The sequence below is a fragment of the Tissierella carlieri genome (genome assembly GCF_018917285.1).
Classification (GTDB): Bacteria; Bacillota; Clostridia; order Tissierellales; family Tissierellaceae; genus Tissierella; species Tissierella carlieri.
Genome location: NZ_JAHLOH010000033.1, coordinates 147,528 through 172,741 on the forward strand (window position 1 = coordinate 147,528; position 25,214 = coordinate 172,741).

Annotated in this window: 26 protein-coding genes; 4 read left to right on the forward strand and 22 right to left on the reverse strand. The window is 30.2% G+C overall.

Annotation, left to right across the window (positions count from 1 at the left end; all coding sequences use genetic code 11):
• Window positions 1-9: 9 nt before the first annotated feature.
• Both nudC and KQI38_RS10840 read right to left on the reverse strand, forming a co-directional pair.
• The gene (gene nudC / locus KQI38_RS10835; RefSeq protein WP_216559321.1) at window positions 10-834 is read right to left on the reverse strand and encodes an NAD(+) diphosphatase; all 825 of its coding nucleotides are present in this window, start codon (window positions 832-834) and stop codon (window positions 10-12) included.
• Window positions 835-846: 12 nt separating this feature from the next.
• Window positions 847-1,416 carry a thymidine kinase gene (locus KQI38_RS10840; RefSeq protein WP_094900440.1) on the reverse strand — a complete coding sequence of 190 codons (570 nt, stop codon included), beginning with the start codon at window positions 1,414-1,416 and terminating at the stop codon, window positions 847-849.
• A 143-nt stretch (window positions 1,417-1,559) separates the two neighbouring features.
• Here KQI38_RS10840 and KQI38_RS10845 point away from each other — a divergent pair, with 143 nt between their 5' ends.
• Together KQI38_RS10845 and KQI38_RS10850 are read left to right on the forward strand one after the other, a co-directional pair.
• Window positions 1,560-2,339 carry an ABC transporter ATP-binding protein gene (locus KQI38_RS10845; RefSeq protein WP_216559323.1) on the forward strand — a complete coding sequence of 260 codons (780 nt, stop codon included), beginning with the start codon at window positions 1,560-1,562 and terminating at the stop codon, window positions 2,337-2,339.
• On the forward strand, window positions 2,332-3,132 hold the full coding sequence (locus KQI38_RS10850) for an ABC transporter permease (RefSeq protein ID WP_216559325.1): 801 nt from the start codon (window positions 2,332-2,334) through the stop codon (window positions 3,130-3,132). The genes KQI38_RS10845 and KQI38_RS10850 overlap by 8 nt, the downstream gene beginning before the upstream one ends.
• A 114-nt stretch (window positions 3,133-3,246) precedes the next feature.
• On the opposite strand, the gene KQI38_RS10855 is transcribed toward KQI38_RS10850, so the two are convergent.
• From KQI38_RS10855 to KQI38_RS10875, 5 genes are all read right to left on the reverse strand, one after another.
• On the reverse strand, window positions 3,247-4,101 hold the full coding sequence (locus KQI38_RS10855) for a YARHG domain-containing protein (RefSeq protein ID WP_216559327.1): 855 nt from the start codon (window positions 4,099-4,101) through the stop codon (window positions 3,247-3,249).
• Window positions 4,102-4,503: 402 nt separating this feature from the next.
• On the reverse strand, window positions 4,504-5,265 hold the full coding sequence (locus KQI38_RS10860; RefSeq protein ID WP_094904140.1) for an epoxyqueuosine reductase: 762 nt from the start codon (window positions 5,263-5,265) through the stop codon (window positions 4,504-4,506).
• 23 nt (window positions 5,266-5,288) lie between these two features.
• On the reverse strand, window positions 5,289-5,894 hold the full coding sequence (locus KQI38_RS10865; RefSeq protein ID WP_201260060.1) for a peptidylprolyl isomerase: 606 nt from the start codon (window positions 5,892-5,894) through the stop codon (window positions 5,289-5,291).
• Window positions 5,895-6,092: 198 nt separating this feature from the next.
• Entirely contained in the window at window positions 6,093-6,788 is a 696-nt protein-coding gene (locus KQI38_RS10870; protein ID WP_094904138.1) for an MgtC/SapB family protein, read from the reverse strand.
• An 80-nt stretch (window positions 6,789-6,868) separates the two neighbouring features.
• On the reverse strand, window positions 6,869-7,417 hold the full coding sequence (locus tag KQI38_RS10875; RefSeq protein WP_246565772.1) for a nitroreductase family protein: 549 nt from the start codon (window positions 7,415-7,417) through the stop codon (window positions 6,869-6,871).
• A 44-nt stretch (window positions 7,418-7,461) separates the two neighbouring features.
• On the opposite strand from KQI38_RS10875, the gene KQI38_RS10880 reads away from it, so the two are divergent.
• Window positions 7,462-7,821, forward strand: coding sequence for a DUF1667 domain-containing protein (locus tag KQI38_RS10880; RefSeq protein ID WP_216559329.1), 360 nt, complete (start codon window positions 7,462-7,464; stop codon window positions 7,819-7,821).
• 77 nt (window positions 7,822-7,898) lie between these two features.
• On the opposite strand, the gene KQI38_RS10885 is transcribed toward KQI38_RS10880, so the two are convergent.
• The 4 genes from KQI38_RS10885 to KQI38_RS10900 form a co-directional block, all read right to left on the reverse strand.
• Window positions 7,899-9,251 (reverse strand): MATE family efflux transporter, encoded by a 1,353-nt coding sequence (locus KQI38_RS10885; RefSeq protein ID WP_216559331.1) that lies wholly within the window; start codon window positions 9,249-9,251, stop codon window positions 7,899-7,901.
• Window positions 9,252-9,489: 238 nt separating this feature from the next.
• Window positions 9,490-11,478 (reverse strand): methyl-accepting chemotaxis protein, encoded by a 1,989-nt coding sequence (locus KQI38_RS10890; RefSeq protein WP_216559333.1) that lies wholly within the window; start codon window positions 11,476-11,478, stop codon window positions 9,490-9,492.
• On the reverse strand, window positions 11,479-11,769 hold the full coding sequence (locus KQI38_RS10895) for a hypothetical protein (protein ID WP_216559335.1): 291 nt from the start codon (window positions 11,767-11,769) through the stop codon (window positions 11,479-11,481). It lies immediately after the preceding gene.
• 90 nt (window positions 11,770-11,859) lie between these two features.
• Window positions 11,860-14,193: a PAS domain-containing hybrid sensor histidine kinase/response regulator gene (locus tag KQI38_RS10900; RefSeq protein ID WP_216559337.1), complete on the reverse strand. Its 2,334-nt coding sequence runs from the start codon at window positions 14,191-14,193 to the stop codon at window positions 11,860-11,862.
• A 167-nt stretch (window positions 14,194-14,360) separates the two neighbouring features.
• Here KQI38_RS10900 and KQI38_RS10905 point away from each other — a divergent pair, with 167 nt between their 5' ends.
• Window positions 14,361-15,053: a response regulator transcription factor gene (locus tag KQI38_RS10905; protein ID WP_216559339.1), complete on the forward strand. Its 693-nt coding sequence runs from the start codon at window positions 14,361-14,363 to the stop codon at window positions 15,051-15,053.
• A 39-nt stretch (window positions 15,054-15,092) separates the two neighbouring features.
• Here KQI38_RS10905 and KQI38_RS10910 read toward each other — a convergent pair whose 3' ends face one another.
• The 11 genes from KQI38_RS10910 to KQI38_RS22625 form a co-directional block, all read right to left on the reverse strand.
• Window positions 15,093-15,893, reverse strand: a complete 801-nt coding sequence (locus tag KQI38_RS10910) for an ABC transporter permease (protein ID WP_094904131.1) — start codon at window positions 15,891-15,893, stop codon at window positions 15,093-15,095.
• A 3-nt stretch (window positions 15,894-15,896) separates the two neighbouring features.
• Window positions 15,897-16,697 (reverse strand): ABC transporter permease, encoded by an 801-nt coding sequence (locus KQI38_RS10915; protein ID WP_094904130.1) that lies wholly within the window; start codon window positions 16,695-16,697, stop codon window positions 15,897-15,899.
• The gene (locus tag KQI38_RS10920; RefSeq protein ID WP_216559341.1) at window positions 16,694-17,674 is read right to left on the reverse strand and encodes an ABC transporter ATP-binding protein; all 981 of its coding nucleotides are present in this window, start codon (window positions 17,672-17,674) and stop codon (window positions 16,694-16,696) included. The genes KQI38_RS10915 and KQI38_RS10920 overlap by 4 nt, the downstream gene beginning before the upstream one ends.
• A gap of 159 nt (window positions 17,675-17,833) precedes the next feature.
• On the reverse strand, window positions 17,834-18,721 hold the full coding sequence (locus KQI38_RS10925) for an SPL family radical SAM protein (RefSeq protein ID WP_216559343.1): 888 nt from the start codon (window positions 18,719-18,721) through the stop codon (window positions 17,834-17,836).
• 111 nt (window positions 18,722-18,832) lie between these two features.
• The gene (locus KQI38_RS10930; RefSeq protein WP_094904127.1) at window positions 18,833-19,090 is read right to left on the reverse strand and encodes a zinc ribbon domain-containing protein; all 258 of its coding nucleotides are present in this window, start codon (window positions 19,088-19,090) and stop codon (window positions 18,833-18,835) included.
• A gap of 71 nt (window positions 19,091-19,161) precedes the next feature.
• Window positions 19,162-20,094: a helix-turn-helix transcriptional regulator gene (locus tag KQI38_RS10935; protein ID WP_094904126.1), complete on the reverse strand. Its 933-nt coding sequence runs from the start codon at window positions 20,092-20,094 to the stop codon at window positions 19,162-19,164.
• A gap of 16 nt (window positions 20,095-20,110) precedes the next feature.
• Window positions 20,111-20,770, reverse strand: a complete 660-nt coding sequence (locus KQI38_RS10940; protein ID WP_216559345.1) for a pentapeptide repeat-containing protein — start codon at window positions 20,768-20,770, stop codon at window positions 20,111-20,113.
• A gap of 83 nt (window positions 20,771-20,853) precedes the next feature.
• Complete coding sequence (locus KQI38_RS10945; RefSeq protein ID WP_216559347.1) at window positions 20,854-21,873, reverse strand: class I SAM-dependent methyltransferase; 1,020 nt, start codon at window positions 21,871-21,873, stop codon at window positions 20,854-20,856.
• A gap of 276 nt (window positions 21,874-22,149) precedes the next feature.
• Complete coding sequence (gene ybaK / locus KQI38_RS10950; protein WP_094904122.1) at window positions 22,150-22,632, reverse strand: Cys-tRNA(Pro) deacylase; 483 nt, start codon at window positions 22,630-22,632, stop codon at window positions 22,150-22,152.
• Window position 22,633: 1 nt separating this feature from the next.
• Complete coding sequence (locus KQI38_RS10955) at window positions 22,634-23,836, reverse strand: sensor histidine kinase (protein WP_216559349.1); 1,203 nt, start codon at window positions 23,834-23,836, stop codon at window positions 22,634-22,636.
• 10 nt (window positions 23,837-23,846) lie between these two features.
• Window positions 23,847-25,019 carry an MFS transporter gene (locus KQI38_RS22625; RefSeq protein WP_094904120.1) on the reverse strand — a complete coding sequence of 391 codons (1,173 nt, stop codon included), beginning with the start codon at window positions 25,017-25,019 and terminating at the stop codon, window positions 23,847-23,849.
• Window positions 25,020-25,214: the final 195 nt, after the last annotated feature.

Sequence of the window (25,214 nt, forward strand, 5' to 3'; positions counted from 1 at the left end):
CCTTCTATCTTACCTATTCAAAAACCACTCTATTAACTCTGTGCTAATGCTAATAGATTTCCTATATTTTCCTGGTATTTCCTCTTTTGAAAACCATTTTGCATCAACTATTTCATCATTATCTACCTTTATCTCACCTTCAAGGTATTCTGCTGTAAATCCTATCATCATTGAATTTGGAAATGGCCAAGGTTGTGAACCAAAGTATTTTATATTATGTACTTTTATTCCCGTTTCTTCGAATACTTCTCTCTTTACACAATCCTCGAATGTCTCTCCCATCTCAACAAACCCTGCTAATATGCTATACATTCCCTCTGGAAACATTTTATTATGTACTAATAGTAGTTTATCTTCTTTGGTAATTGCTACGATTATTGCAGGTGCCGTTTTAGGCCATACCATATGATCACAGTTTGTGCATATCATAGCTCTATCATTTCCACTAACTTTCATAATCATCTTAGAACCACAAATTCCACATCTTTGATTAGTCCTCACATAATCTAGTAAAAGTAGTGCTTTGGCTGATATTAAAAAATCGTCGTGACTTATATTTTTCGAGTATGCCCTCAAATCTATAAACTTATAATTATCTGCTGTAAATTCTTCTATTTCGCCACAGTAACAATTTATTCCATTATAAGCACCTAAACACTGTAGATAGTTTATATGTGGTTTAAATCTCTCTAAGCCTTCTCTATTAGGTATAGTATACTCTCCATCCTTAACTTCTACCATAAGTCTGTCTTCATTAAATAAATACATATAATCCTTATTATATTCATCATATAGTGGCTGTTTTGAAGGTTCAAATTTTATATATCTTTCCATATCTTCTCTCACCTAATCATTTTGTTCTTCTAGGAAGCATTTTCTGCAAAGAGGCTCATATTCATCTGTTGCTCCTATAACTATTCTTTCTTGTGCTTTAGTCTTTCTATGACTCACCCAAGCATCTGTTCCACATTTAGCACATACTGCATGATGTTTATATAGATAATCTGCCATAGGCATTAATTCCTTTACTATTTCAAATGCCTGTCCGCTAAAATCCATATCCAGACCTGCTAATACAACTGTTACATCCTTTTCTAGAAACTTAGTGATAGCTTTCACTATATCTTCTATTTTACCACCTAAAAATTGTACCTCATCTATAGCTATAACATCTGGATTGTGAATCCTGCAGTATTCATATATTTCAGATATATTGTTTACCATTACTGCATTTAATGTTGTATTATCATGCGTTCTTATTTCAGATTTAGGATATCTAGTGTCTACTGCCGGCTTGAAAGCTACAGTTTTATATCCTGCTATATTGAATCTTTTTATGTCCTTTTCTAGACTAGAAGTTTTGCCAGAAAACATAGATCCTGTATGTATAATCAATTTTCCTTTGTACTGATGCAAAATAATTCCCCCTTAAGATTATTACTGCAATATTATATCATCTTTTCTTACTTTCTACAAAATTAATATTTTTTTGTAATCTCACATATTCCTTTCCTTGAGAATACAATAAAGTACTATATATTACTTTTGGGAGGGATACTATGGATGAAAAAATTATAGTAGAAATTAAAAATATTGGAATGACTTACCACAGCCTAGAGGGAGAAACTGTAGCTATTAAAAATATAGATTTAAATATATTGGAGGGAGAAATCGTTGGAATAGTTGGACCAAGTGGATGTGGAAAATCTACCTTACTTTCAATAATAGCTGGGCTTATCCAGCCAAGTACCGGAAGTGTCCTGATAAATGGCAAGAAAGTAACTAAATCTAATAGAAATATCGGCTATATGTTTCAAAAAGATCAACTATTAGAGTGGAGAACTATTATGCAAAATGTAATACTTGGACTGGAGATTCAAGGTAAATTAACTCCTGAAGATTACAAAGCAGCAAAGGAAATGCTAGAAAATTATGGATTAGGTGATTTTATCAATAGTTATCCAAGCCAATTATCAGGAGGCATGAGACAAAGAGTTGCTCTTATTAGAACTCTTTTACTAGAACCTGATTTACTTCTTCTAGATGAACCTTTTTCTGCTTTAGATTATCAGACAAGACTTGCCATAGCAGATGAAATTGGAATTATATTAAAAAGAGAGAAAAAAACTGGTCTATTGATAACTCATGATATAGCTGAAGCCATTAGTTTGTCAGATAGGGTAGTTATTCTTTCAAAGAGACCTGCACATATTAAGGAAATAATTGATATAAATCTAACTTGTCCTGATGGATGTAGAACACCGCTGAAGTGTAGAGAAGCTCCAGAGTTTAGACACTATTTCAATAAAATATGGAAGGAGCTGGATGTTCATGTCTAATAAAAATATTTCTGAAGAGCACGAGAATTACCTAATTAGTGTAAAAAGGAAAAATAGAAATATATTATTAACTCAAATAAGTATTTTAGTCTTAATTCTTTGTTTATGGGAAATAGCTGCACACTTTAAATGGATAGATACCTTTCTAACCAGTTACCCATCGCAAATATGGAGACTATTTTTAAATTATACTAAGCAAGGAAATCTATTTTATCATGTGGGAATTTCAGTGTTTGAAACTATAGTAGGCTTTTTGGGAGGCACATTATTAGGCATGGTTGTTGCCGTTGGGCTTTGGTGGTCAGATTTTTGGGCAAAAGTATTAGATCCATATCTAGTTATGCTAAATAGTCTTCCTAAAACTGCCTTGGCACCTATTATAATTATTTGGGTTGGAGCAGGTTATTCTGGTATTATTGTCACAGCTATTACCGTATCAATAGTAGTCACTATTATGAATATGTTTGCAAGCTTTATAGCTGTCGATGAAGATCAAATTAGATTGTTAAATACCTTTGGTGCCACTAAGCTGCAAATTTTACAAAAAGTAGTATTACCTTCTTCTATACCTGCTCTAATAAGCACATTAAAAATAAATATTGGTTTATCTTGGGTAGGAGTAATTGTAGGAGAGTTTTTAGTATCGAAAGCAGGCATAGGATATTTAATTGTATATGGTGGGCAAGTCTTTAAGCTGGATATTGTAATGATGAGTGTATTCATATTAGCTATTATATCCGCTGTAATGTATAAGTTAGTTGCTATATTAGAAGATAAGTTTAAAAGATGGTAGAATAAAAACAACTATAAAAAACGTGTATCCCTAGTCCTATTGGCTGAGATGACCACCGTTTTTTATAGTTGTTTTTTCACAATTATTCTTATATCAAAACAATATATATTAATATTACACAATATTATTTAGGTTCTCTTGCTCATACTCTGAAAAATCATTTGTATCAAAAAATTTTTGTGACTTCATTGGCACATACCAACTATATTTTTTGAATAACTGATTAAGTACTTCTAATTCAAATACATATCCATGCCTTGCATAAATCTCATTTCGAAAAATAGAACGCTGTATCTCTGTTAATTCTTCTATTTCCTCCATAGAATATACTCTTTCATCCGTATCAAAAATAAAATTATCATAGTCTACATCAAATTTCCCCATTTTTTCTCTATAATCATTAATTGCACTCGTATACAAAACAAGCTCCTCTTCGTCATATTTTCTTATTTCATTCATAGGCACTAAATCTGAATCCTGAATCGACCAATTACTTTCTTCTTTATGTTCAAATAATATTTCAACTCTTACCTCTTCAGTTGCCATTCTTATTTGCATGATTCCTCTATTTCCAAATCCATCATCAGAAAAGCTCTCAGAAATGTAATAATCATTGATTTCCGCAGCAATATCAACTTCAGCAATTCTTAGGGATTGTTCCTGAACAGATATATAAGAGCCCTTGAGAAAATTATTATTTATTTCATATACTTCTAAATAACTACCTCCATTATGTAAAATTTCTTCTTTCTGTTTACCTTCCTCACTCCATGTCCCCTTAAAACTTTCATATACTTTCTGATTCACAATTTGATTCTTATTATCATTTTCTTGCGTTATATAGGTACTTTTATAAACCTCAGACTCTTCCATTTGAGAAATACTTTCTGATTCCTTTTCACATGCTGTCAATAATGTTATACATATTGAAGTTAATAATAAACCTCTTATAATTTTATAGTTTCTCATATATCTCCCCCATATATATGCTTTATATGAAAATCCACATCTTTATTATTCATGTCAATTATTTTTTAGCAAAAAGCTATCTTATAAGAAAATAAGTTGAGAACATTCTCTAAACATAAGCTCTTTAATATATACCCAAAATTATCTCATTACTTGATATTTTATTGATACTCTGATAGAGGTTACGGTTTAAAATCTTTGTTCTAACCCTTGTAATAAAACCTTATTAATATTTACTTCCTATTTTAATTTGTTGCGTACTATTGATGATATCTTATTAACATATTCTTCTGGAGTTTTTCTATTTGTAAATTTGAACTGGCAAAACGATCTATATTACAACAAAACCTATGGAATTTCACCCATAGGCTTTGTTTTTAGTTCATATAACTCTGTCAACAACTACTTAACTGGATTTCTAAAAGAACAAGGCAATTTAACCAAACATTTGCCACAAACATCTGCCAATCCCATATCTTTATAGGTTTCTCCATTTGTTAAACACATCTCATAACATAAATGTCTATTGAATTCATCTAGTTTCAATGCATTATTTACACATCTGTCTACACATTTCTTGCAGCTGCCATTATGCTTATATAGGCAATTTTCCTTATCTTGTCTCGTAGTCGGCTGTATTTTTATATTTGTAACCACAGTGCCTATTCTACCGCAACAACCTTTTTCAGTAATCAACATATTATTTAATCCAAACTTTCCAAGTCCAGCTATATATGCTACATGCCTATGGGACCAATCACTCATTAGTTTTTCTGTATCAAAATTATGTGTTGCAGGTACAACTTCAAGGCTATATCCTGACTCTTGTAGTTTCTCTTTTAGATGTTTATTTATTTCCGCAATAATTTTATTTGTTTCTATATAGGCAGTTGCCCATTCCTTAGAGCTGTGCCTATTTTCGATATTGCTATTTGGTATATATTCTTCAAAGGGAAGAAAATAAGCAATTACTGTTTCTGCATCATCAAGCAAATCATGAGGTAATAAATGAGTTTCGCTTACTGCTTCTTTTAATTTACTAAACATAATATCATCTGCATCAGCATAAGCAATTAATGGTTCTTTCCACTTTGTAGATATATCCTCATTGTTTTGATAGCTGAAAACAAATTCTTTTATAATATTTCCAACCTTTTCTTTCATGCTATCCTCCCCCTTATTGCTGATTATTTATATTCTAATATTTCCACCTTCTCCATAACAACTGGCTCAACTGGTTTATCGTTTGCATCAACATCTACAGAAGCTATTTTATCTACAATATCCATTCCTTCAAATACTTGACCAAATACTGTATGTGCACCATCTAGCCAATAGGTACCTCCTAGTTCAGCATAAGCATTTATTACTGCATCTGGATATCCTCTTTGTTCACCTGCTTCTTTCATTTGCTTGATTATGTTTTCCTCAGTTTCTGTTTTTTGTACTATGAAAAATTGACTCCCATTAGTATTAGGCCCAGCATTAGCCATGGATAATGCTCCTCTAAAGTTTCTATAATTTACATTAAACTCATCTTCAAAAGGTTTACCCCAGATACTTTGACCACCCCTACCAGTACCATCTGGATCTCCCCCTTGAATCATAAATTCATTCATTACTCTATGGAAAGTAACACCATTATAATATCCATCTCTAGCATGAGTCTTAAAATTTTCCACTGCTTTTGGTGCTATTTCTGGAAAAAGTCTTATTTTTATTTCTCCATAATTTGTAGTAATAACTGCAATTTCTTCTCCTTCTTGTGGTTGCTCTAGCTGCTCTAATGTCATATCATTTCCTCCTTCATTTTTTTCTATTTCTTCTTTTTCTACTATCTTTTCTTTTTTGCATCCTCCTGTAAATAAAATCAAGGATGTAGCTAGTAATAATATTAAAATTTTAATAGTTTTTTTATACATTTTTGCAACTCCTAGTTCCTTAATACTTTCTATACGACATTATCTTATATTATACAATAACTATATTAATTAAAAATCTATATCTTTATTATGCGGTATAATATTACCTTCAAAGCTAACGCTAATAATACCATGAATCTGATAGATTTCTTTATATAAGTTATTTATATTAAAATTATTAGGTGTCTTGATTAGAAATCGAATTTCCATAATCCCGCTATCTTCGTCATATTCATTGTCATTATTTAAAATGGTTATATCTTTAATAGAAACATAGTGTTTCCCGAATAAAACTCCTATTTGCCCTATAATCCCTGGTCTATTTGTGGCTATTACTTCAATAGCCTGATATTTTTTCCTTAATATCCTTTTTTCAAATATACCTAAACTCATTAAAGTAGCAAGGACTATGGCAGTAGTAACTATAGCTCCTAGATAATATCCTGCTCCAACCGCTAAGCCAATTCCAGCGCATACCCATAAACTGGCAGCAGTAGTAAGTCCACTGATATTATTACCTGTTCTCATAATAGTTCCCGCCCCAAGGAAACCTATTCCACTAACAACCTGTGCTGCTAATCTAGAAGGATCTGCAGATTGAAATCCATCAATGGAAACAAGCATAACTAAGGTGGATCCTAATGTAACTAGTATATGTGTTCTTAATCCTGCTGGCCTATTGTTAACCTCTCTTTCAGTGCCTATAAATCCACCTATTATAGCAGACAGCAACAGCCTTGTAACTATTTCGGTTCTAGATATCATAACAAAACCCCTTATAATAATATTATCTAGGTATATTAATTATACTTATGCTCTATTATATACATATACTCATTTTTTATCTACCATTTATCATAGTGTATTTTATTATCATCATATCTATTTGTTTGTTCCATATCTTTCTCTTTATTTCCTACTACTACCATACCTATAGGTATAATATTATTAGGTAACTCTAGTACATCCTTCATAACCTCAACTAGATTTCCAGAATCATATAGGCCACACCATACTGCACCTAATCCTATGCCGTGAGCGGCTAAAAGCATGTTTTGTATGGCGGCAGAACAATCCTCTACCAAAAACCCTCTATTTGACTGTTTTTCTTCATCACCACAAACTATTATTCCACATCCAGCATTAGGTAGCATCTTTGCATACTTGTGAAAATCTGATATTTTTTCAAGTAATTCCTTATTTCTAACTACTACAAAATGCCAAGGTTGAATATTATGAGCAGAAGGTGCTTGAAATCCCGCTCTAAGCAATGTATCTAATTGTTCTTCTGTGATTACTTCTCCTGTAAATTTTCGTATACTTCTTCTAGTCATTATAGCCTGCAAAACATCCATTAAATCATCTCCTTTTATTAAATATACTACATCCACCATAATATGTTATAATGATTATGTTAATTTATCATGGAGGTCCTATTATGAACATAGTTGAAAAAAAATGTAAGGTTTGCCCTGTGGGCTGTCACCTTAGAATAACCAAAAATGATGATTCTCAATTTTCAGTTGAAGGTAATAGATGCAATAGAGGTAAAGAATATGGTATTAATGAACTCTTAGAACCTTCAAGAATTCTTACATCTAGAGTGTTACTTAATAATGGTCCTATGGGCAGACTTCCAGTTAAAACTAATGGAGTTATTCCAGAAAATCTGGTTGATGAATGCATGGAAATTATCAAGGTAACTGAAGTATCTGCCCCTATAGAAAAGGGAGAGATCATTATAAAAAATATATTGGGTACTGGTGTTGATGTAGTTGCAGCTAGAAGAGTAAACTGATCATAATAAGTAACAAACTTGGTGGCCGTCCTAGCCTATCAATAGGCTTAGGATTAGGGCTGCACCATTTTTGTTACTTATTTAGTATGTAATCCCTTTTTTATTACATACATAAATAAAGAGGTTAAAATAATTCCCTTAAATATAGTGCTAATACTCATACTCCACCATACTCCAGTCATTCCTAATATGGTACTGGATAAAAGTAAAGCTCCTGGAATCCTTAGTGAATTTAATATAATTCCGGTTATTGCTGGGATTTGAGTTCTACCAATTCCATTAAATGCTCCTGTGGATGCTATTTCAATAGTTATAAAAAATTGAGAAAATCCTAAAATTCTTAGATATATGGCTCCTTGAGCTATTGCAGTAGCGTCTCCTGGTGTAAATATTCTAAATATAGGTTCCCCAGCAAATATAAGTAATATAGTTGCAAAAATTCCTATAGTACCAACTATCCTAAGCCCCTTATAATATCCTTCTTTTACCCTATCATAGTTTCTAGCACCATAATTTTGTCCTACGAAGGCTGCTATTGCAGTAGAAAACCCTTCTGCTGTCATCCAAGATATAGACTCTATTTGAGAGCCTACAGATTGTACTGCTACTGGAGTAGGACCCCATTTTGCTAGTATTTTTGTCAAAACCATTGATATTGATGCATGAGCTCCTGACTGTAAAAACGCAGGAAAACCTAATTTAAGTATTCTTTTAATATAGTTTTTCTTTGGTGACTTAAAAAGATGCAAATGGGAAAATAACTCTTTATTTTTTCTTGATACTACTATGTATATTGAAGTAACTACAACTTGAGCAAGTACAGTAGCTAATGCCGCTCCCTTTATCCCCATTTCAGGAAAAGGTCCTATACCAAAGATTAAAACAGGATCTAAAACTATATTAGTAACTAACCCCATAGTATTTATAATAAAAGGTGTAATACTATTACCTGATGCATTAAATACTGCTGAATATATTGGGTTAATAAAGTGAAATATAAATCCACAAGCTATAATTGTTAAATAATCTGTGGCTAATTGAATAGTCTCTGCATCACCCAAATTAAAAAATCCAATCACCTGATGTCTAAAGATTAGTAATAATAATGAATATATGATACCTATAAGTATGTCTAGCTTTATTCCACTAGATATATATTCCCTAGCATCCTCCATATCTTCCCTTCCATAAGCCTGAGATACTCCTACACTCACTCCTATTGAAGAAATCAGCACTAATGACATCCCAAACCACATAAAAAACCCCACTGTACCTGCACCAGCTACAGCCTTAGTACTAAGTCGCCCTAGCCACATCATATCTGTTAAATTATACATCATCTGTATAAAAGATGTACCCATAATAGGTAATGCTAGTTTAGTAAGGGTACTGGAAATATTACCTTCTGTTAAATTAATATTTTTACTCATATTAGCCTCTCCTAGTTGATTAATAGTTACTCTATTTAGTAACTCTAAGTAATTTTACATTAAAGTTAGAGATTATTCAAGATAATTAGATAGATTTATATAAAAAGCATTCATTTAAACATTCATATATTGAAAAAGCATTTTATGAAATCCATCTATAGAAAGTTATATTTATTTTCTCACTGGTTACAAAAGCTCCTATGTTTAAGTCATTTAATTAAACATAGGAGCTTTTATCTTAAACTCTAAACTTCTTAATAATTGATTGTAAATCTTGTGCTAAGTTTGCTAATCCCTCACTGGCACTTGCAATTTCTTCTATTGAAGCCGTTTGTTCTTCTATAGATGCTGTTACTTCCTCTGTTGCAGCTGAATTTTCTTGTGCAATAGCTGATAGATTTTCAAGGGTGTGAAGTATTTCATTTTTCATTCTTTCCATATCTAACCCCGAATCATTTAATTTTAAAACTGCTTTTTCTGCCTCCTCCATAGCTTCTGCGATTAATATATATTTATCTTTACTGTTAATTACACTCTTTGTTTGCTCATGAGATATGGCTGATACTCTCTCCATTGTCTTTACAACATTTTGTGCATTATCCTGTAATTCATTAACTATCTGGTCAATAGACTTTGTAGACTCTGTGGATTCTTCTGCTAATTTTCTAATCTCTTCTGCTACAACTGCAAATCCTCTTCCTGATTCTCCAGCTCTTGCTGCTTCTATTGCTGCATTTAAAGCCAATAAGTTAGTTTGTTCTGCTATTGATGCTATTACATTACTAGCCTGTCCTATTTTAATAGAGCTCTCATTTGTTTTTAATATAACCTCATTGATTTCTCCCGTTGCACTGTTACTTTCTTCAGTTATTTCATATAGGTTTTGAATTTCTTTTAATCCTTCATTAACTACTTCCGTAATCTTATTTGAAACAGTGTTCAAGTTTTTCATATATCCTATGTCTTTTTCGATAATCTGCCCTAATAAAACAGCCTTTGAAGATCCTCCCTCAGTATTCTGCGCTTGTTCAGCTGCACCTTTTGATATCTCATCTGCTGTTCTTGCTATTTCTTCTGCAGCAGCAGCCGATTGCTGTGTAGTAGCTGTCAGTTCTTCCGAAGTAGAAGTTACTTGCTCTGAAGAATAATTAACCTCTTTAATAATATCTCTAAGATTATCAGTTATACTTTGAAATGATTTTGCTAATATTCCAATTTCATCTTTTTTATTAAGAAAATCTTGGGAAACACTTTCCCTAATATCAAGATTGGCTATATTTTCTGAATATCTTACCACTTGAATAATAGGTTTTGAAATTGAATTCCCTACTAAATATGTAATAGCCATACTAACGATTAAACTAATAGCTGCTGCTATTAAGATGCTATTACGCATTGGTGGAATCGCAGACAACACCTCATCTATATTTGCTGTAATAACTAATATCCAGTTAGTTCCTTCTATTGGTGCATATGCAGCATATAAATCTTGATTATTAAGGGAATAATCGGAAACTCCATTTTTTTCTACTAAAATCTTTTTAAATAGTTCCGCTGCTGATGCTAGACTTTCATCACTCTTTGCTTCTTCTATAATATTTTGTTGTCTCAATACCATATCTCTATCAGGATGAGCAACTGTGGTTCCAATGTCATTAATCATATATGCATAACCACTTTCACCATAGCCAGTTTCATCTATTATATCACTCAAAGCATATCCATCTCTACTGCCTATTAAAGCACCAACTATTTTGCCATCTTTTTCTATAGGAGTTCCATACATAAAAACAGGCTTGCCTGTCACACTACTAATCGTTAAATCTGATATATTATCCTCACCTTTTAAGACCTTCTCTGTATATTCTCTATCTTCAAACTTAGAAATTGTACCATCTGCATAATAGATATTTCCTGTTAGATTCACTACTCCAAAGTCAAGAAAATTAGTTCTTTTTAATTGTTCTTCTAAAATAGGTCTTTGTAACGTCCAATCCATACTTCCTATATCTGCCATATTTGCTATAGCTTCTAATGTTCGCATTTGAGTCTCAATTCTACTGTCTGTCACCCTAGCACCTTCTGCCGTTAGGGCAATAAGAGTTTTTTCTGCCTCTCCCGTTAAGGTTATACTAGAATATATAATAGAAATTGCTCCTAATGCAATAGATGATAGTAAAATCAATGCAGAAAAATAAATAATAAGTTTTGTTTTTATACTTTTCACTTATAACACCTCCATTTTAATTTTTAAATAATATAAATCATAAATTTTTTTTACTTTTAACCAATAATTCTTAAATTTTATCTTTTCCACGAATCTACTAATTAAATATCCCCATGCCACAGTTTCTATAGTTTCTCTAAAACTATAGGAATTATCATAGAGTATATCTTCCCATAATATTTTTGTGAACTCCTTATTCTCTAGATTCTTTAAACCATATTGAAAAACTTTTTCAAAGCTTTTATTTATATTATTAGTCTTAAAATTTTTATATAATATTACAAAAGACAACAGCCTTCGACGTTATTGAAAATTATTATATATAATCGTTGTAAATTCCATAGGAGATTATGTAATTTTTTTGTAAAAAACAACCTATATTTATAGGTTGTTTAGGAATTTTCTTTTATATTCTTTAAGCTCACATTTAATATCAAAAAATTCATTTTTTAATTCTTTAAATAAATGCTTTATTGTATATAGATTTCTAGACTTTATATTCTCATCCATTGTTTCTAGAATATTAATAGCATTATATGCGTCAAAATTTGATATACTTCCCTTGAATTTATGAATATTCTTATTTAAAGCTTCTAAATTTCCTTGCTCTATACATGTTTCTATATTTCCTAAGTATTCTTTCTCATAATCATCAGATATTATATCTTCTATTATCTCCATCAAAACTTCTTTATCTCCATCTACTCTCTCAAGAAACTGTCTGATACTTAAACTTTCTATTTTTCTATACTTTCTCAATACACTATTTATTTCTTGATAAATCCCATCTATTCTTATAGGTTTTGATATATATCCATCCATTCCCATTTTTAAACATTTCTCTCTATCTTCTCTCATCGTAGCTCCAGTTAATGCAATTATAGGGGTATACTTACCTGTTATCAATTCTCTTTCTCTAATTTCTTTTACTATTTCAAATCCGTTCATCACTGGCATTTCAATATCCATTAGTATTAAATCAACATCGTTATTTTGCCAATGTTCCAATGTGTCTTTGCCATTTGAAACTATGCTCACTATACACTTTTTTTTATCCAATATACTTTTTATTATTCTTTGATTCACAATATCATCTTCTGCAACTAAAATACGAATCCCATAAAATAAAATATTTTCTGTAGAACTTTCTTTTGAATTTAAGTATTGCTTATCTAAACTTTTATAATCATCTTTTAAAAATTTTAAGTTGAAAGAAAATATACTTCCTTTACCTTGCTGTGATTTTACTTTTATTTCTCCTCCCATGAGCTCTACAAGTTTCTTAGAAATAGCAAGTCCTAAACCTGTACCTCCATATTTCCTTGAAACTTTTAAGTTTACTTGATTGAAACTTTCAAAAACTGTATCTATGTTCTCACTAGGTATACCTATTCCTGTATCCTTTACACTAAAAAGAATATCTATTTGTTTATCATCTTCATAACACACTTCCAATTCTAGACTGATATATCCTTTTTCAGTAAATTTTATAGAGTTTCCAATGATATTAAATAGGACTTGACTTAATCTATCCACATCGCCAATTATACTATGAGGCATATTACCATTTATTTTATAATCAAAGTCTAATCCCTTTTTATCTGCCTGTAATTTGAAATAATGTGTAATATCTTTGAGTAGTTTTAAAATATTGAATTTATCATTTATAGGTTCAAACTTCCCAGCTTGTATCTTAGATAAATCTAATATATCATTTACAAGAGAAAGAAGTCTATCAGTCGTAAATCTTAACATATCAATGTACTCTCTTTGTATATCGTTTAATGGTGTATCTCCTAATAATTCTACCAGACCAATAATTCCATTCATTGGTGTACGTATTTCATGACTCACGTCTGTTAAAAATTCATTTTGTATTATATTTAACTCTTTATCTTGATTTATCTCTTCTTCATGTTTTACAGATGTTGTTATATCGACTAACCTTTCAATAATAAATTTTATATTACCCCTTTCATCAAAAATTAATTTGCTATACCAATCCATATATTTATCAATTTTAGCAAAATACCTTCTCCTAATAAATCTATCTTTACAACTTGCTACTTGACAATTTAATACTCCTTCTTTTCCCAGCTTTTCTTCAATAAGCTGATTCCACTTTTTACCTATAACATTATTCTGATTAGAATCAAAAAATTTATATCCTTCTTTATTTAATAGTTCTACAGTTAAATCTGGTTTAATTATAGCTATTATATCTTGAATAGAATCTATTGTATGTTTTAATAAGTTCAGATGTTTTTTTATAGACTTTTCTTCCTCTTTGAATATTGTTATATCTTTCAGTCGTAACACAGTTCCCCTTAATTCTTTATCAATAGCAAATAGTCGAGTTGCTGTAATAAGTAAAAAAATTTCCCTATCCATTAATCTTTTTTTGATTTCATAAGTAATGTAATGTTCTCCTTTTTTCATTCTCTCTAATGGACATTCTTTTAAATCACAGATAATATAAGAGTTAATTTCATAACATTTTTTATCCAATATCTTATCTTCATTAACATCTAATATCTTTAATAATTTACTATTAACCTTTATTATCCTACGATTATCATCTATAATACACATCCCTTCTGTAGCATTTTCAAACATATACTCCAACAAGGGATGTATACTATGTAACTGGTCTTCTATTTTGTCCATCTCTCTAATATTTTTAAATACACACTTTTCTGTCTTTTTAGTATCCAATCTCTCCTCACCTTCCATTTTATGTTATTATCGGAATTATTTGTATTAAATTCTCTTTATATGATACAATGTATATATTTATCTATGATAGAAAATATTTTTCTCTTAGTTTAAACTATAATTGTAAGAAGTACATTATCTAAACTATATTAGTAAGGAGACAAATTATGGGCAATCAAGTCTTAGTGGTTGAAGATGATATTATAAGTATGAAGCTTTTTAATGCAATATTAAATAAATATGGTTTTTCTGTATTAAAAGCAACTAATGGGGCAGAGTCTATAGAATCATTGATGAATAATAAAATTGTTGCTGCTATACTGGATTTAGCCCTGCCAGACACTAGTGGGTTTGAAATATTAAAATACATTAGAAATCACCCAATACATAAAAATATTGCCATCTTAATAGTTACAGTAAACCATGATAAATTAGATACTATCCTTGGACTTGAAATGGGTGCAGATGATTATATAACAAAGCCATTCCATCATAGGGAATTAATAGCTAGATTAAATGCTTCTATAAGAAGATCTCAGGCTATTGAAGATAAAACTGGTCCTATAATAGCTTTTCATGATTTGGAAATAAACGTAAATAAGAGAATAATAAAAAAGAATAATGAAGTCATTAACTTTTCCTTCAAGGAATTTGAAATACTATATTTATTAGCTTCAAATCCTGGTAAAGTTATACATAGGCAAACTATATTAGATAAAATTGGAGGACTGGATTATAGCCCAGATACTAGAGTTGTAGATATGCATATATCTTCTATAAGGAAAAAGCTAGGAGATACTAAAAAACAAAAACATTATATTGATACAGTGAGTGGTATTGGATATAGATTTAGAGAATAAAAAAGTAACAGGAGTTGTTAGATACAACTCCTGTTACTTTTAACTTCCAGTAGAAGTATAATGCTTCACTCCAATTCTCCATATTAATATAGAAAATATAAAGAACATGAACCCAATGAATGGAGAAACCCACCCTATCCAAATAGGATAGTTTAATAATTGAGACTTTCCTAATATACTCATAGCAGGAAAATAATTCACTGTAGCTAATGGTATAACATATATAAGTATTTTTCTAAACCAAGGTTTATATATAGAAATGGGGTATTGTGCTGCTTGAACTCCACCATAGGTAAAGGAATTTACTATTTCTAGACTCTGTACAGACCAAAAAGATAAGGTAGCTTGAAGTACTATAAGACCTGAAAATAGAAAATTTCCTCCAATAATAGATCCAATTAATAATAGAGTCTTTCCTAAAGTCCACTCTATCTTTAATTTAAGCATAGCCCATATAAGCACTACAAGACCTTGAACAAATCTACCTATTCTCATTATCTGAAAATCATGTCCTAGAATCTGTAATACTGTAGTCCTTGGTCTAAGTAATATCCTATCAAAATCTCCTAATCTGACTAGTCTAGGAAAAGTATCAAATCCTCTAGTCCAACCTTCTGTAATGGAAAAGGCAATATGAACTATTCCATAGAATAAGGCGGCTTCTTCAAAAGTAAAACCTTTAATACTACCAAATCTTTCAAACAATACCCATACACCGAGAAATTCAATAAAAGTTATTAAGAAATGACCAATAGACATCATAATAAAGGAGGCCTTATATTGAAGCTGAGATTCTATACTTAGTTTAATATACTTAAAATATAATTTTATACTATCCATACTCTAGCCTCCTTGTACTATCAAGTCTTTTATTTTTTTATTTAAAATCCATTGGCCTAATAAATATAGTACAAATGCCCATATGCACTGAAATAAAAAATGTCCAAGCAACTGACTAAAAGGTATTTCTCCAGTAAAAAATCTAGCTGGGATATCTACTAATCCGCTAAAGGGTAAGTAATTTAATACTTGTTTGAACTTATCTGGAAAAAGTGGTAATGGTACTATCATACCAGAACATATTGTGACGATGGTTGCTAATAGTCTTTGTATTCCATCTCCTGACAGAGAATAAAGAGTAGTCATATTAATTATATTAGTTATGGTGCAAGAAATCATAAGAGCACCAAAGGTGGTTACTGCCCACCCTATAGTAGCCAAAGCATTTGGTGGTAATTCCATTCTATAATCTTTTGGTAATAATAAAGCTATAATAAATAAAGGAATGGATTTAAGTAGAGTTGGCGCAGTTCTTAAAGCAAAGGCTCTTGCGAACCAATAATTATATAAATTCATTGGTCTAATAAGTTCGTAGGTTACGTTCCCTGTCCTTATTAGATTTTGTATTTCACTATCACCATTCCATGGTAACATTCCAAGCATAGCTTGACCTATCCATATATAGGTAATAGCTGCCTCACGATTAATAGGCATCTCTCCACCTGAGGAACTATAAAACCCATATAATACCATGACCATAATCATCCCAAAGAAAAATTGAGTAGTCATACCTGCTATAGCAGCAACTTTGTATTGCAATAATAGATTAAATCTAATTTTTATAATAGATATAAATGCCTTCATATGTTAAATTCTCCATAGAGCTTGGCAATAATTTCTTCAATGGGAGGGTTCTCTATTAATATATCTTTTATTTTATATTTAGTGGATAAAGTAGTTATTAGATCTGCAGGTGTGATTATATCAGGATTAAAATCAATTACAAGCCTATTATTCTCTTGACTTATGGGAGTTGCTCCCACTATTGAAAAGCCATTTATTCCTTCATCAAAGTCTAAAATCAATCTTCTGTCTTTAGATACTGTGTTTCTAAGGGATTGCAAGGAACCATCTAAAAGGATTTTTCCCTTCCCTATTATGATTACTCTATTGCATAGAGTTTCGATATCATCCATATCATGGGTCGTAAGTATGACTGTAACTCCTCTTTCCTTGTTCAGCTTTTTTATAAATTCTCTAACAGCTAATTTAGATATAGCATCCAACCCTATAGTAGGTTCATCAAGGAAAAGTATTTTTGGGGAATGAAGAAGTGATGCTGCTAGCTCACATCGCATTTTCTGACCTAAGCTTAGCTGCCTTACTGGAGTATTTATAAAGTTCTCTAGGCCGAGCCATTCTACCAGCTCTTTTTTAATCTTTAAATAGTCTCCTAAAGGAATTTTGTAGATATCCTTCAGTAATTCAAAGGAATCAATTACAGGTAAATCCCACCATAGTTGAGCTCTCTGACCGAAAACTACCCCTATATCCTTTACATAATCTATCCTTTCCTTATATGGAACTTTTCCAAGAACTTTACATTCTCCTGAATCTGGTGTTAAAATACCTGATAGTATTTTAATTGTAGTAGATTTACCAGCTCCATTTGGTCCAATATATCCTACCAACTCTCCTCTCACTACTTCAAAGGATATCTTGTCCAGAGCAGTTATTTCCTTATACTCCCTGTGTATAATGCTCTTTAGTCCACCTACTATACCTGGGCTTCTTTGGGATATCTTATATCCTTTTGACAGCTCATTTGCTACAATAACCATATAAAACCCTCCTCTCTATTTTTTAGACGTAAGGATGATTTTATCAGAGTAAGGGAGCAAAGTCAACGAAAAAACTCTTATGTAATATATTTGTTATATAAGAGAAACTTTTAAAGTTTTATTAGCTATCTAATCTGCAAATCCCAATTTTTTTGGTAATCAACTAAACATCGATAATTGCTTAGTTTGGCTGCTTTTCTCTGCACCCTTTATAATATCAGACATTTTATAAACAATATTATATTTATCACACTCTTTTTTAAAGATTTTCCATAATTCTTTATAGTTTGGTGACAAACATTCATAGGAATATCCAAAACTCATTTTATATCTTTCACTAACTCCTGAATAAGTTTGATTAAGCTTGTGATAAAAATATTCCCTGTTCCCCGAGCGTAAAGTAACTCCAAATGCTGGATAAATATATTTAATACCACAATCTGCTCCTTTTTTTACAATAGAAATAATATTTTCTTCATTATCAGATATAAATGGTAAAATAGGCATCATCAAAATTCCTGTATATATTCCATTCTTAGATAACTTAGCTAGAGCATCAAATCGTCTTGAAGAAGAGGGTGCTAAAGGTTCTATATTTTGTGATAAAGAATCTTCTGCCGCTGTTATAGTAATACCAATACATACTGGTGAATGTTTATTAATATCTTTTAAAATATCAATATCTCTAATTATAATATCTGATTTAGTCGTAATACCAATACCAAAACCGTATGAATTTACAAGTTCTAATGCACCTCTAGTTAAATTATGTTTCTTTTCTAAAGGATTGTATGGATCGCTCATAGAACCAGTACCTACAATACCAGTATTTCTTTTACTTCTTAATTCTTTTTCTATTATTATGAGAGCATCTTTCTTTGCTACAATCTCATCAAAATTTTCTATCTGATAGCAATCAGATCTAGAATCACAGTAAATACATCCATGACTACACCCACGATAAATATTCATATTATATTTATTCCCAAACCATGCATTTGGATATTTATTATGTATAATTATTGTTTTAGCATCAATATATTTCATTTTAGATTACCTATCCTCCTAATTAATATCTATTCCTATATAGATAAACCAATGAAAAACTCTCCTATCCAGCACATTTGCTAAATAGGAGAATTAAAATTAAAAACCATTTTATTTTTTCCAACGTTTCAAATGTGGAAGAGAGTCATTTAATAATTTTCTTGCTTCTTCTTCATCCATTTCATTTTCTTTCATAAAAGGTACACAAGTTTCTATCATTTCTTCCATTGTCTCATCAGGTTTGCTAAAATTTCCATCTTCATAACAATATGTGCAGTAATCTTGGCTTTTACTTCCATCCTTTTCTGTACCATAAAGGTTAACATCTTCCATTGGCATTCCACAACTTTGACAATACTCTTGTTTCATAAGATTTTCCCCCTTGTCTTTTATTGTTTTATCCTATAATATCACTATCTTTTGACAACAGTATGTCATATTTAATACTTTTCATAAATCTTTTGTGCTTTCTTCTTGATTATATCTTTAATATAATGGGGCTCAAGAACTTCTACATATTCACCATAGCTTAATATCATAGAATAAACCCATTCATCCTCTGGAAATGAAATCCTAACTACTGTATATCCCTTTTCATCTATTATAATATTTTCTTCATAGAAAAATTCATCAACTCTTTGCTGCACTTCAGGAGAAAACCTTAAAACTAATTCTACCATATTATTTATATAAGTATTTTGCTTTTTAAACTCTTCATAAGAAATATCTCTACGATTAAATCTTTTTTCTAATATATTGATTTTATGTATTCTGGAAAGCCGAAAAAATCTATAATCATTTCTTGAATTGCAATATGAAAAAACATACCAATTAAGTCCTTTTAAAACAAGACTCATAGGTTCTATTTTTCTTTCTGTTATCTTCCCATATGGATCTCTATATTCTATATTTACTAGCCTTTCTTCCCTTATTGCTTCATATATGATTCTATATTTTTCTTTATCTCTCGAGTTAGCTCTATATCCCCATGGCAGATCACATATTATTAATTCATTAAAATGATAATCAAACTCTTGCTTCTTATCTTTAGGTACAATATTGCTTATTTTATCAATTGTTATGTCAATATTTTCATTTTCTGAGAAATTGCCTATGTTTTTTAATGCAATAATGATTGAAGTCATATCATCTAATGTTAGCAACTGATGGCTCATCCTATAGTTATCTAAAATTCTAAATCCTCCATCTCTCCCTTGGCTAGACACTATGGGAATCCCCGCTAAGTTAATAGTCTCTATATCTCTATATATAGTCCTTACAGAAACTTCAAACCTATTAGCCAGCTCCTTAGCAGTTATATTATCTTTATTAAGTAGTATAACTATAATAGAAAGCAGTCTATCTATCTTCATCACTTATTTCCCCTTTTTATTCATCCTTAATCACAAGTCCTAGTAACTTAGCAAAATCAATTACTTGTATATTTGAGACTATTGCTCCATATAATTCTTCTATTCTTATACCTATTCCTTCTATATCACAAGTACTTAAATCTATGTCCTTTAACTTTGTTCCACTCATTTGTATTTGTTTCATATCACTTTCATCAAATTTAACTTTCAAGAGTTCAACACTTTGAAAATCTCCATTTCTTAATAAGCAATTCATAAAAATTACCTGTTTGATATTAGAAAATCTAAAATTGGCATAGGATAAATTGCAATTATTAAATCTTACGTTTCTAATAGTTCCTTCAATTAATTTTATCCCCATCATTTTACAATCCATAAACTCTACTCTATGTATAATTGCGCCACTTAAATCTATATTAGATAAGTCACAATTAATAAACTTAACATCCGTTAGCTCAAGGTTCTTAAAAAATATATCTTCAAATATAACATTTCTAAATATAATTTTCTCAAATATTACTTTCTCTGCCCTTTGCTCTTCTATATAACAATCACTGATAGTAGCCATATTAAAAGAGTCCTCATCTTGAATATCCTTGTCAGTTATATCTAAGTTTTCTAACCTTGCTGGAATTTGAGGTAGTGAAATTTTAAATTCATCTTTTGCTTTTATCATCCTATTATCTCCTTACAAAATTATTGCAACTAGCAAAATAGCTAAACAGGGAGACATCTCATCTCCCTTGTCTAGCTTATGTCTTATTTTACTGCTATAATCATTGGGGCCATTTCAATAGGTGCTTTTAAATCTATTACTATCTTTACAGTTTTTTTAATTGCTTCATCGACTAGTTCTAAAGAATTAGGTAATTCTTCTTTATATAAATCATATAATTTGCTAGCAGCTATCCCACCAGAATAAGTAGGTATTACTTCTCTAAACCCTGCTTCCCTAAACCATTTTATATATGTCTTACCAGAAGGATGAATCGTTCTTAAGACTAAAGCATTTGTAACCTTAGGTTTAATCTCTTCTAAGAAAGAAATGGTTATCTGTGAAAAATCAGTATTGTTATTCAACTTGCTAATCAATTCTTCCATAGACATAGCAATAGTTAAACCATATTGTATTACATATTCTTCTTTAATATTTCTATCAAATATAATTAGTTTACAGCTTTCTTTATTTAACTTTTCTATCCATATATCACTTTCAGATCCATCTTTATATCTACCCAATGCTTCATAGTAAATCCTTATACTTCTGCCAGGCTTCAATATCCTATATAATTCTCCTATGGTTTTCTTTGGATTAGGTGTCTGTTCTATAGATGAGGCTGCCATTATTCCATCAAAAGTATTATCTTCAAATGGTAATCTATCTTCTGAATTATAGAATATAAATTCAGCATTTGTAATTCCCAGACTTTTAGCATTATCTTTACAGACTGATATTCTTTTCTCCGATGAATCTACTCCTATTACTTCTTTAGCATAAGGTGCCACAATTAATGAAGGCCATCCATCACCGGGTCCAAAGTCTAATAATTTTTTTCCTTCTCCCTTAATTGAATAAAGAAAATCATACATACGTCCTCTATCATCCCAATGGGATCTTTCTGTTGCATCAAAAGGCTTATAGATGATTGGCAAACTATACCCTGACTGAGATTCCATTTCATTATAAATGAATTCTTCTGATGTGCAGTATATAGGTGCTAATTTTTCTTCTATCCAATTGAATATACTTTTCTCTGCTATAGACTTTTCCATTGACATTAAAATCCCTCCAAATAGTTTTTTAAATTTTGCCAATGGGTTAAGTACATTTAGTTAAAATGTAATTCCTCCAATGGCTAGTTGATTGATTGAATTAACATTTATTTTTCTCATATTGTCCACTCCTTTCGAAAAAATAACTAATACTAATGCAGATTCATTATACCATAATATGTAATCTATAATATATGCATTAAATAAATAAAATAATTATTTGATAAGATCTCCAACTAATAAATAACTATAGTATTTGGTGCCAGGCACCAAAAATAATAGTTATTTTATAATAGTAAAACCTCCGACTTCACCATGGCAGACTTCAATTAATTTGGATGTTTCCAATTCTATTTGAACTCCTATCTTTCCTCCACTTACAATAATCTTATCTATCTCTAAAGCAGATTTATCTATAAATGTCTTATAAATTTTCTTCATCCCTATTGGAGAACATCCACCTCTTATATATCCTGTAATTTTTGATATATCTTTAACTGGTATCATTTCAATACTTTTTTCTCCCGCAATTTTTGCAGCCTTTTTTAAATCCAATTCCTCTGCAACTGGTAAAAGAAACACATAAATATTCTTGCTATGACCTTGGACTACTAATGTCTTGTAAACAAATTTCAGTTCTCTATCAATCTTCTCAGAAACTGAAATACCATCAATTTTTCCATCATTATTACTATAGGTGATAGCATTATAATCTATTTTCATCTGTTCTAAAATACGCATAGCATTTGTTTTTATATTAGTCATTTTATTTTCCTTCCTCATTAGTACATTCTATATAATTTAATTTAAAGATTAAACCTAAATTAAATCCTTGTTTTTCCTCTCTATTATAAATTATTTTCCCACCAAAAGCTTCTATTCTATTCTCTATACCCATTAATCCATTACCCTTAATCAAACTTACACATCCTAGTCCATTATCTCTAATTCCAACTCTAACTTCTTCTTTACCTAATTTTATCTCTATATTGATTTTATCTGCTTTGCCATGTTTTATGCTATTAGTTAAAGCTTCTTTTATAGAGGTATATATAACATCCTTATATTCTGGCAACAATTCCTCCACTCTTTCATCTATATTTAATACTGCACTAACTTTTCCTGTGCTTTCAATATTATCAACTATTTTCTCTATTGAATCCAGCAAAGTTCTATTTCTTTCATCTTTTAAAGCATAGACAGCTTTTCTCAGGCTTTCCATACTTTCTTTAGTTAATATCTGAGATTTATTGATTAGCTCTTTAGCCCTAACAATGTCTTTATCTATAATTTTTTCCGCTACATCTAGATTCATATTTAAAGCTATAAGGCTGTGACCTAAGTTATCATGGATTTCTCCAGCTACTCTATTTCTCTCTTTAGCTATAGTTAACTTTTCTATTTTTTCTGATTGCTCTTTTAGTTTGTTATAGGATAATTCTAATTCTTTATTCAACCTATCTACTTCTCTTTTTTCTTTTCTCAAAAATTTATATCCAAATAAACTTGCTAAGTAGAAAAATAAACTCATCAGTACCATAATAACATCTAATATATTCTCTTTCCAAAATTCTATTGAACCTATATCTTCACCAGATATTGTGCTAAGCAGAATTAGAGTTAGAATAAATATGATCTCCAGTGATATAAATAACCTTGAGATTTTTCCTTCTGTATATAGAATTAGTTCATATAAAATCATGTATAAATATATTTCTATATATCCACTTATTTTCAAAGCCAACATTAGGCTTATTGCCATAGATATAAATATGGATGAATAATACTTCTTTACACTTCTATAAAAGTATTTTCTCCTTAGATGGTCATTGATTACTATTACTAAAAATAGCCCAAAAGAAATTAGTAAAGCAGTAATATTATCTTTGCATCGATAAATAATATCAAGTCCTATGGAAGTCTGCAATACTCTATATAAATAATTATTGTATTTATAAATATTCTTCATCTATACTACCTCATTGTTCTATTCTAGTTATCTCCATTTTTCTATTCATTCTTATATTCTTAATATAAAGATAGCAAATAAATAAAGTCATTACAACTAAAAGTATTCCTTTAGTGTAAAATAAAATATCATTTCCTATATTTTCATATATATAAGAACCAGCCATATATCCTATTGCTCCCCCTATTCCACTTGCAAAGCTATATAAACCATAGGATCTTCCTCTTTTATTTTCTCCTACAAAATCAATGATCAATGAAGAAAATGCTGGACTATAAAACATTACAACGATAGAAATCAATGTATAAAGAATCATAAAACTATAATATTCTTTATTAAATGGTATAAATATTTGAAGTATAGCATTTATGAACATACCAGCTATAACTATCTTCTCTCTGCCATATTTATCAGAGAAACTTCCGAATATATTTGGCAGAAAAAGTGCCAATATAGATGCTGGAATAAACAAGAAGGATATTAGACCAATATCTTTTGTAATATTTTCTTGTAGATATATAAGATATATTGGTGCAGTTAAGCTAGTTATAAATGAAAGAATCCCCATTATTCCCAGGAAATATTTTAATTGTTTCTTATCTTTAATATTACCTGCTTTATATTCCTTTTTAAGATTAATAGTCTCCGGAACTTTTTTAATTGTATAGTAGACAGATATGGAACTAGTAATTAGAAAGATAGTAAATATTAATTTAAATGGATTATCAGTAAAATTATTGTATAGAATAGTAAACCCAATAATACTACCCACCCATTCACCTTTAGCCATAAATTGATTTAATAAACCAAAATTTTTACCTCTATTAGTCTCATCACTAATATCGGAGATAAAAGTATCTACACTTATCCATAGAAATGAAGCCCCTAAAGATTGAATTATTCTCCCTATCAATAGATACTTAAAATCCTTAGCTAATATAAAAAATATATTCACTATTGTATAAAGTATAGTACCTATTAATATCCCTATTCTTCTTCCTCTCTTATCTATTAAATTTCCAACCATTGGCCGTATTATTATACTGATTATTGAAAATATGGAATAAAGATATGCTATTTGAATAATGTTTGCTCCTATAGAAGAAGCATAAATAGGAAATATAAATCCTATAAAGGACAACGGAAAAGATATGAAATAGATAACCTTTCTTAGCTCTTTCACGGCATAACCCCCTAAATATTCTTACCTTAAATATATAAGAATTTTCAATATAAAAAATCTAGCTAAGGTAATATTAAAGGTCATGTTTTTTCATGACTAAAGTAACAAAAACTTCTATTGAAGCATTATTAAGACAGCTTTTTTGAACCATTGAAATTATCTATTTTTAAAAAATCAAAAATAAGTGGTAGCTCT

Bases quoted from the DNA above. Each gene is read 5' to 3' on its own strand.
- KQI38_RS10865 (WP_201260060.1), bottom strand. From the start codon at position 5,894: ATGACATTAGAGCAGCTAGAGCAACCACAAGAAGGAGAAGAAATTGCA.
- KQI38_RS10870 (WP_094904138.1), bottom strand. From the start codon at position 6,788: ATGATATCTAGAACCGAAATAGTTACAAGGCTGTTGCTGTCTGCTATA.
- KQI38_RS10955 (WP_216559349.1), bottom strand. From the start codon at position 23,836: ATGAAGAATATTTATAAATACAATAATTATTTATATAGAGTATTGCAG.
- KQI38_RS10845 (WP_216559323.1), top strand. From the start codon at position 1,560: ATGGATGAAAAAATTATAGTAGAAATTAAAAATATTGGAATGACTTAC.
- KQI38_RS10875 (WP_246565772.1), bottom strand. From the start codon at position 7,417: ATGGTGGATGTAGTATATTTAATAAAAGGAGATGATTTAATGGATGTT.
- KQI38_RS10930 (WP_094904127.1), bottom strand. From the start codon at position 19,090: ATGAAACAAGAGTATTGTCAAAGTTGTGGAATGCCAATGGAAGATGTT.
- KQI38_RS10915 (WP_094904130.1), bottom strand. From the start codon at position 16,697: ATGAAGGCATTTATATCTATTATAAAAATTAGATTTAATCTATTATTG.
- KQI38_RS10880 (WP_216559329.1), top strand. From the start codon at position 7,462: ATGAACATAGTTGAAAAAAAATGTAAGGTTTGCCCTGTGGGCTGTCAC.
- KQI38_RS10940 (WP_216559345.1), bottom strand. From the start codon at position 20,770: ATGATAAAAGCAAAAGATGAATTTAAAATTTCACTACCTCAAATTCCA.
- KQI38_RS10905 (WP_216559339.1), top strand. From the start codon at position 14,361: ATGGGCAATCAAGTCTTAGTGGTTGAAGATGATATTATAAGTATGAAG.
- nudC (WP_216559321.1), bottom strand. From the start codon at position 834: ATGGAAAGATATATAAAATTTGAACCTTCAAAACAGCCACTATATGAT.
- KQI38_RS10855 (WP_216559327.1), bottom strand. From the start codon at position 4,101: ATGAGAAACTATAAAATTATAAGAGGTTTATTATTAACTTCAATATGT.
- KQI38_RS10860 (WP_094904140.1), bottom strand. From the start codon at position 5,265: ATGAAAGAAAAGGTTGGAAATATTATAAAAGAATTTGTTTTCAGCTAT.
- ybaK (WP_094904122.1), bottom strand. From the start codon at position 22,632: ATGACTAATATAAAAACAAATGCTATGCGTATTTTAGAACAGATGAAA.
- KQI38_RS10945 (WP_216559347.1), bottom strand. From the start codon at position 21,873: ATGTCAATGGAAAAGTCTATAGCAGAGAAAAGTATATTCAATTGGATA.
- KQI38_RS10920 (WP_216559341.1), bottom strand. From the start codon at position 17,674: ATGGTTATTGTAGCAAATGAGCTGTCAAAAGGATATAAGATATCCCAA.
- KQI38_RS10850 (WP_216559325.1), top strand. From the start codon at position 2,332: ATGTCTAATAAAAATATTTCTGAAGAGCACGAGAATTACCTAATTAGT.
- KQI38_RS10935 (WP_094904126.1), bottom strand. From the start codon at position 20,094: ATGAAGATAGATAGACTGCTTTCTATTATAGTTATACTACTTAATAAA.
- KQI38_RS10885 (WP_216559331.1), bottom strand. From the start codon at position 9,251: ATGAGTAAAAATATTAATTTAACAGAAGGTAATATTTCCAGTACCCTT.
- KQI38_RS10925 (WP_216559343.1), bottom strand. From the start codon at position 18,721: ATGAAATATATTGATGCTAAAACAATAATTATACATAATAAATATCCA.
- KQI38_RS10910 (WP_094904131.1), bottom strand. From the start codon at position 15,893: ATGGATAGTATAAAATTATATTTTAAGTATATTAAACTAAGTATAGAA.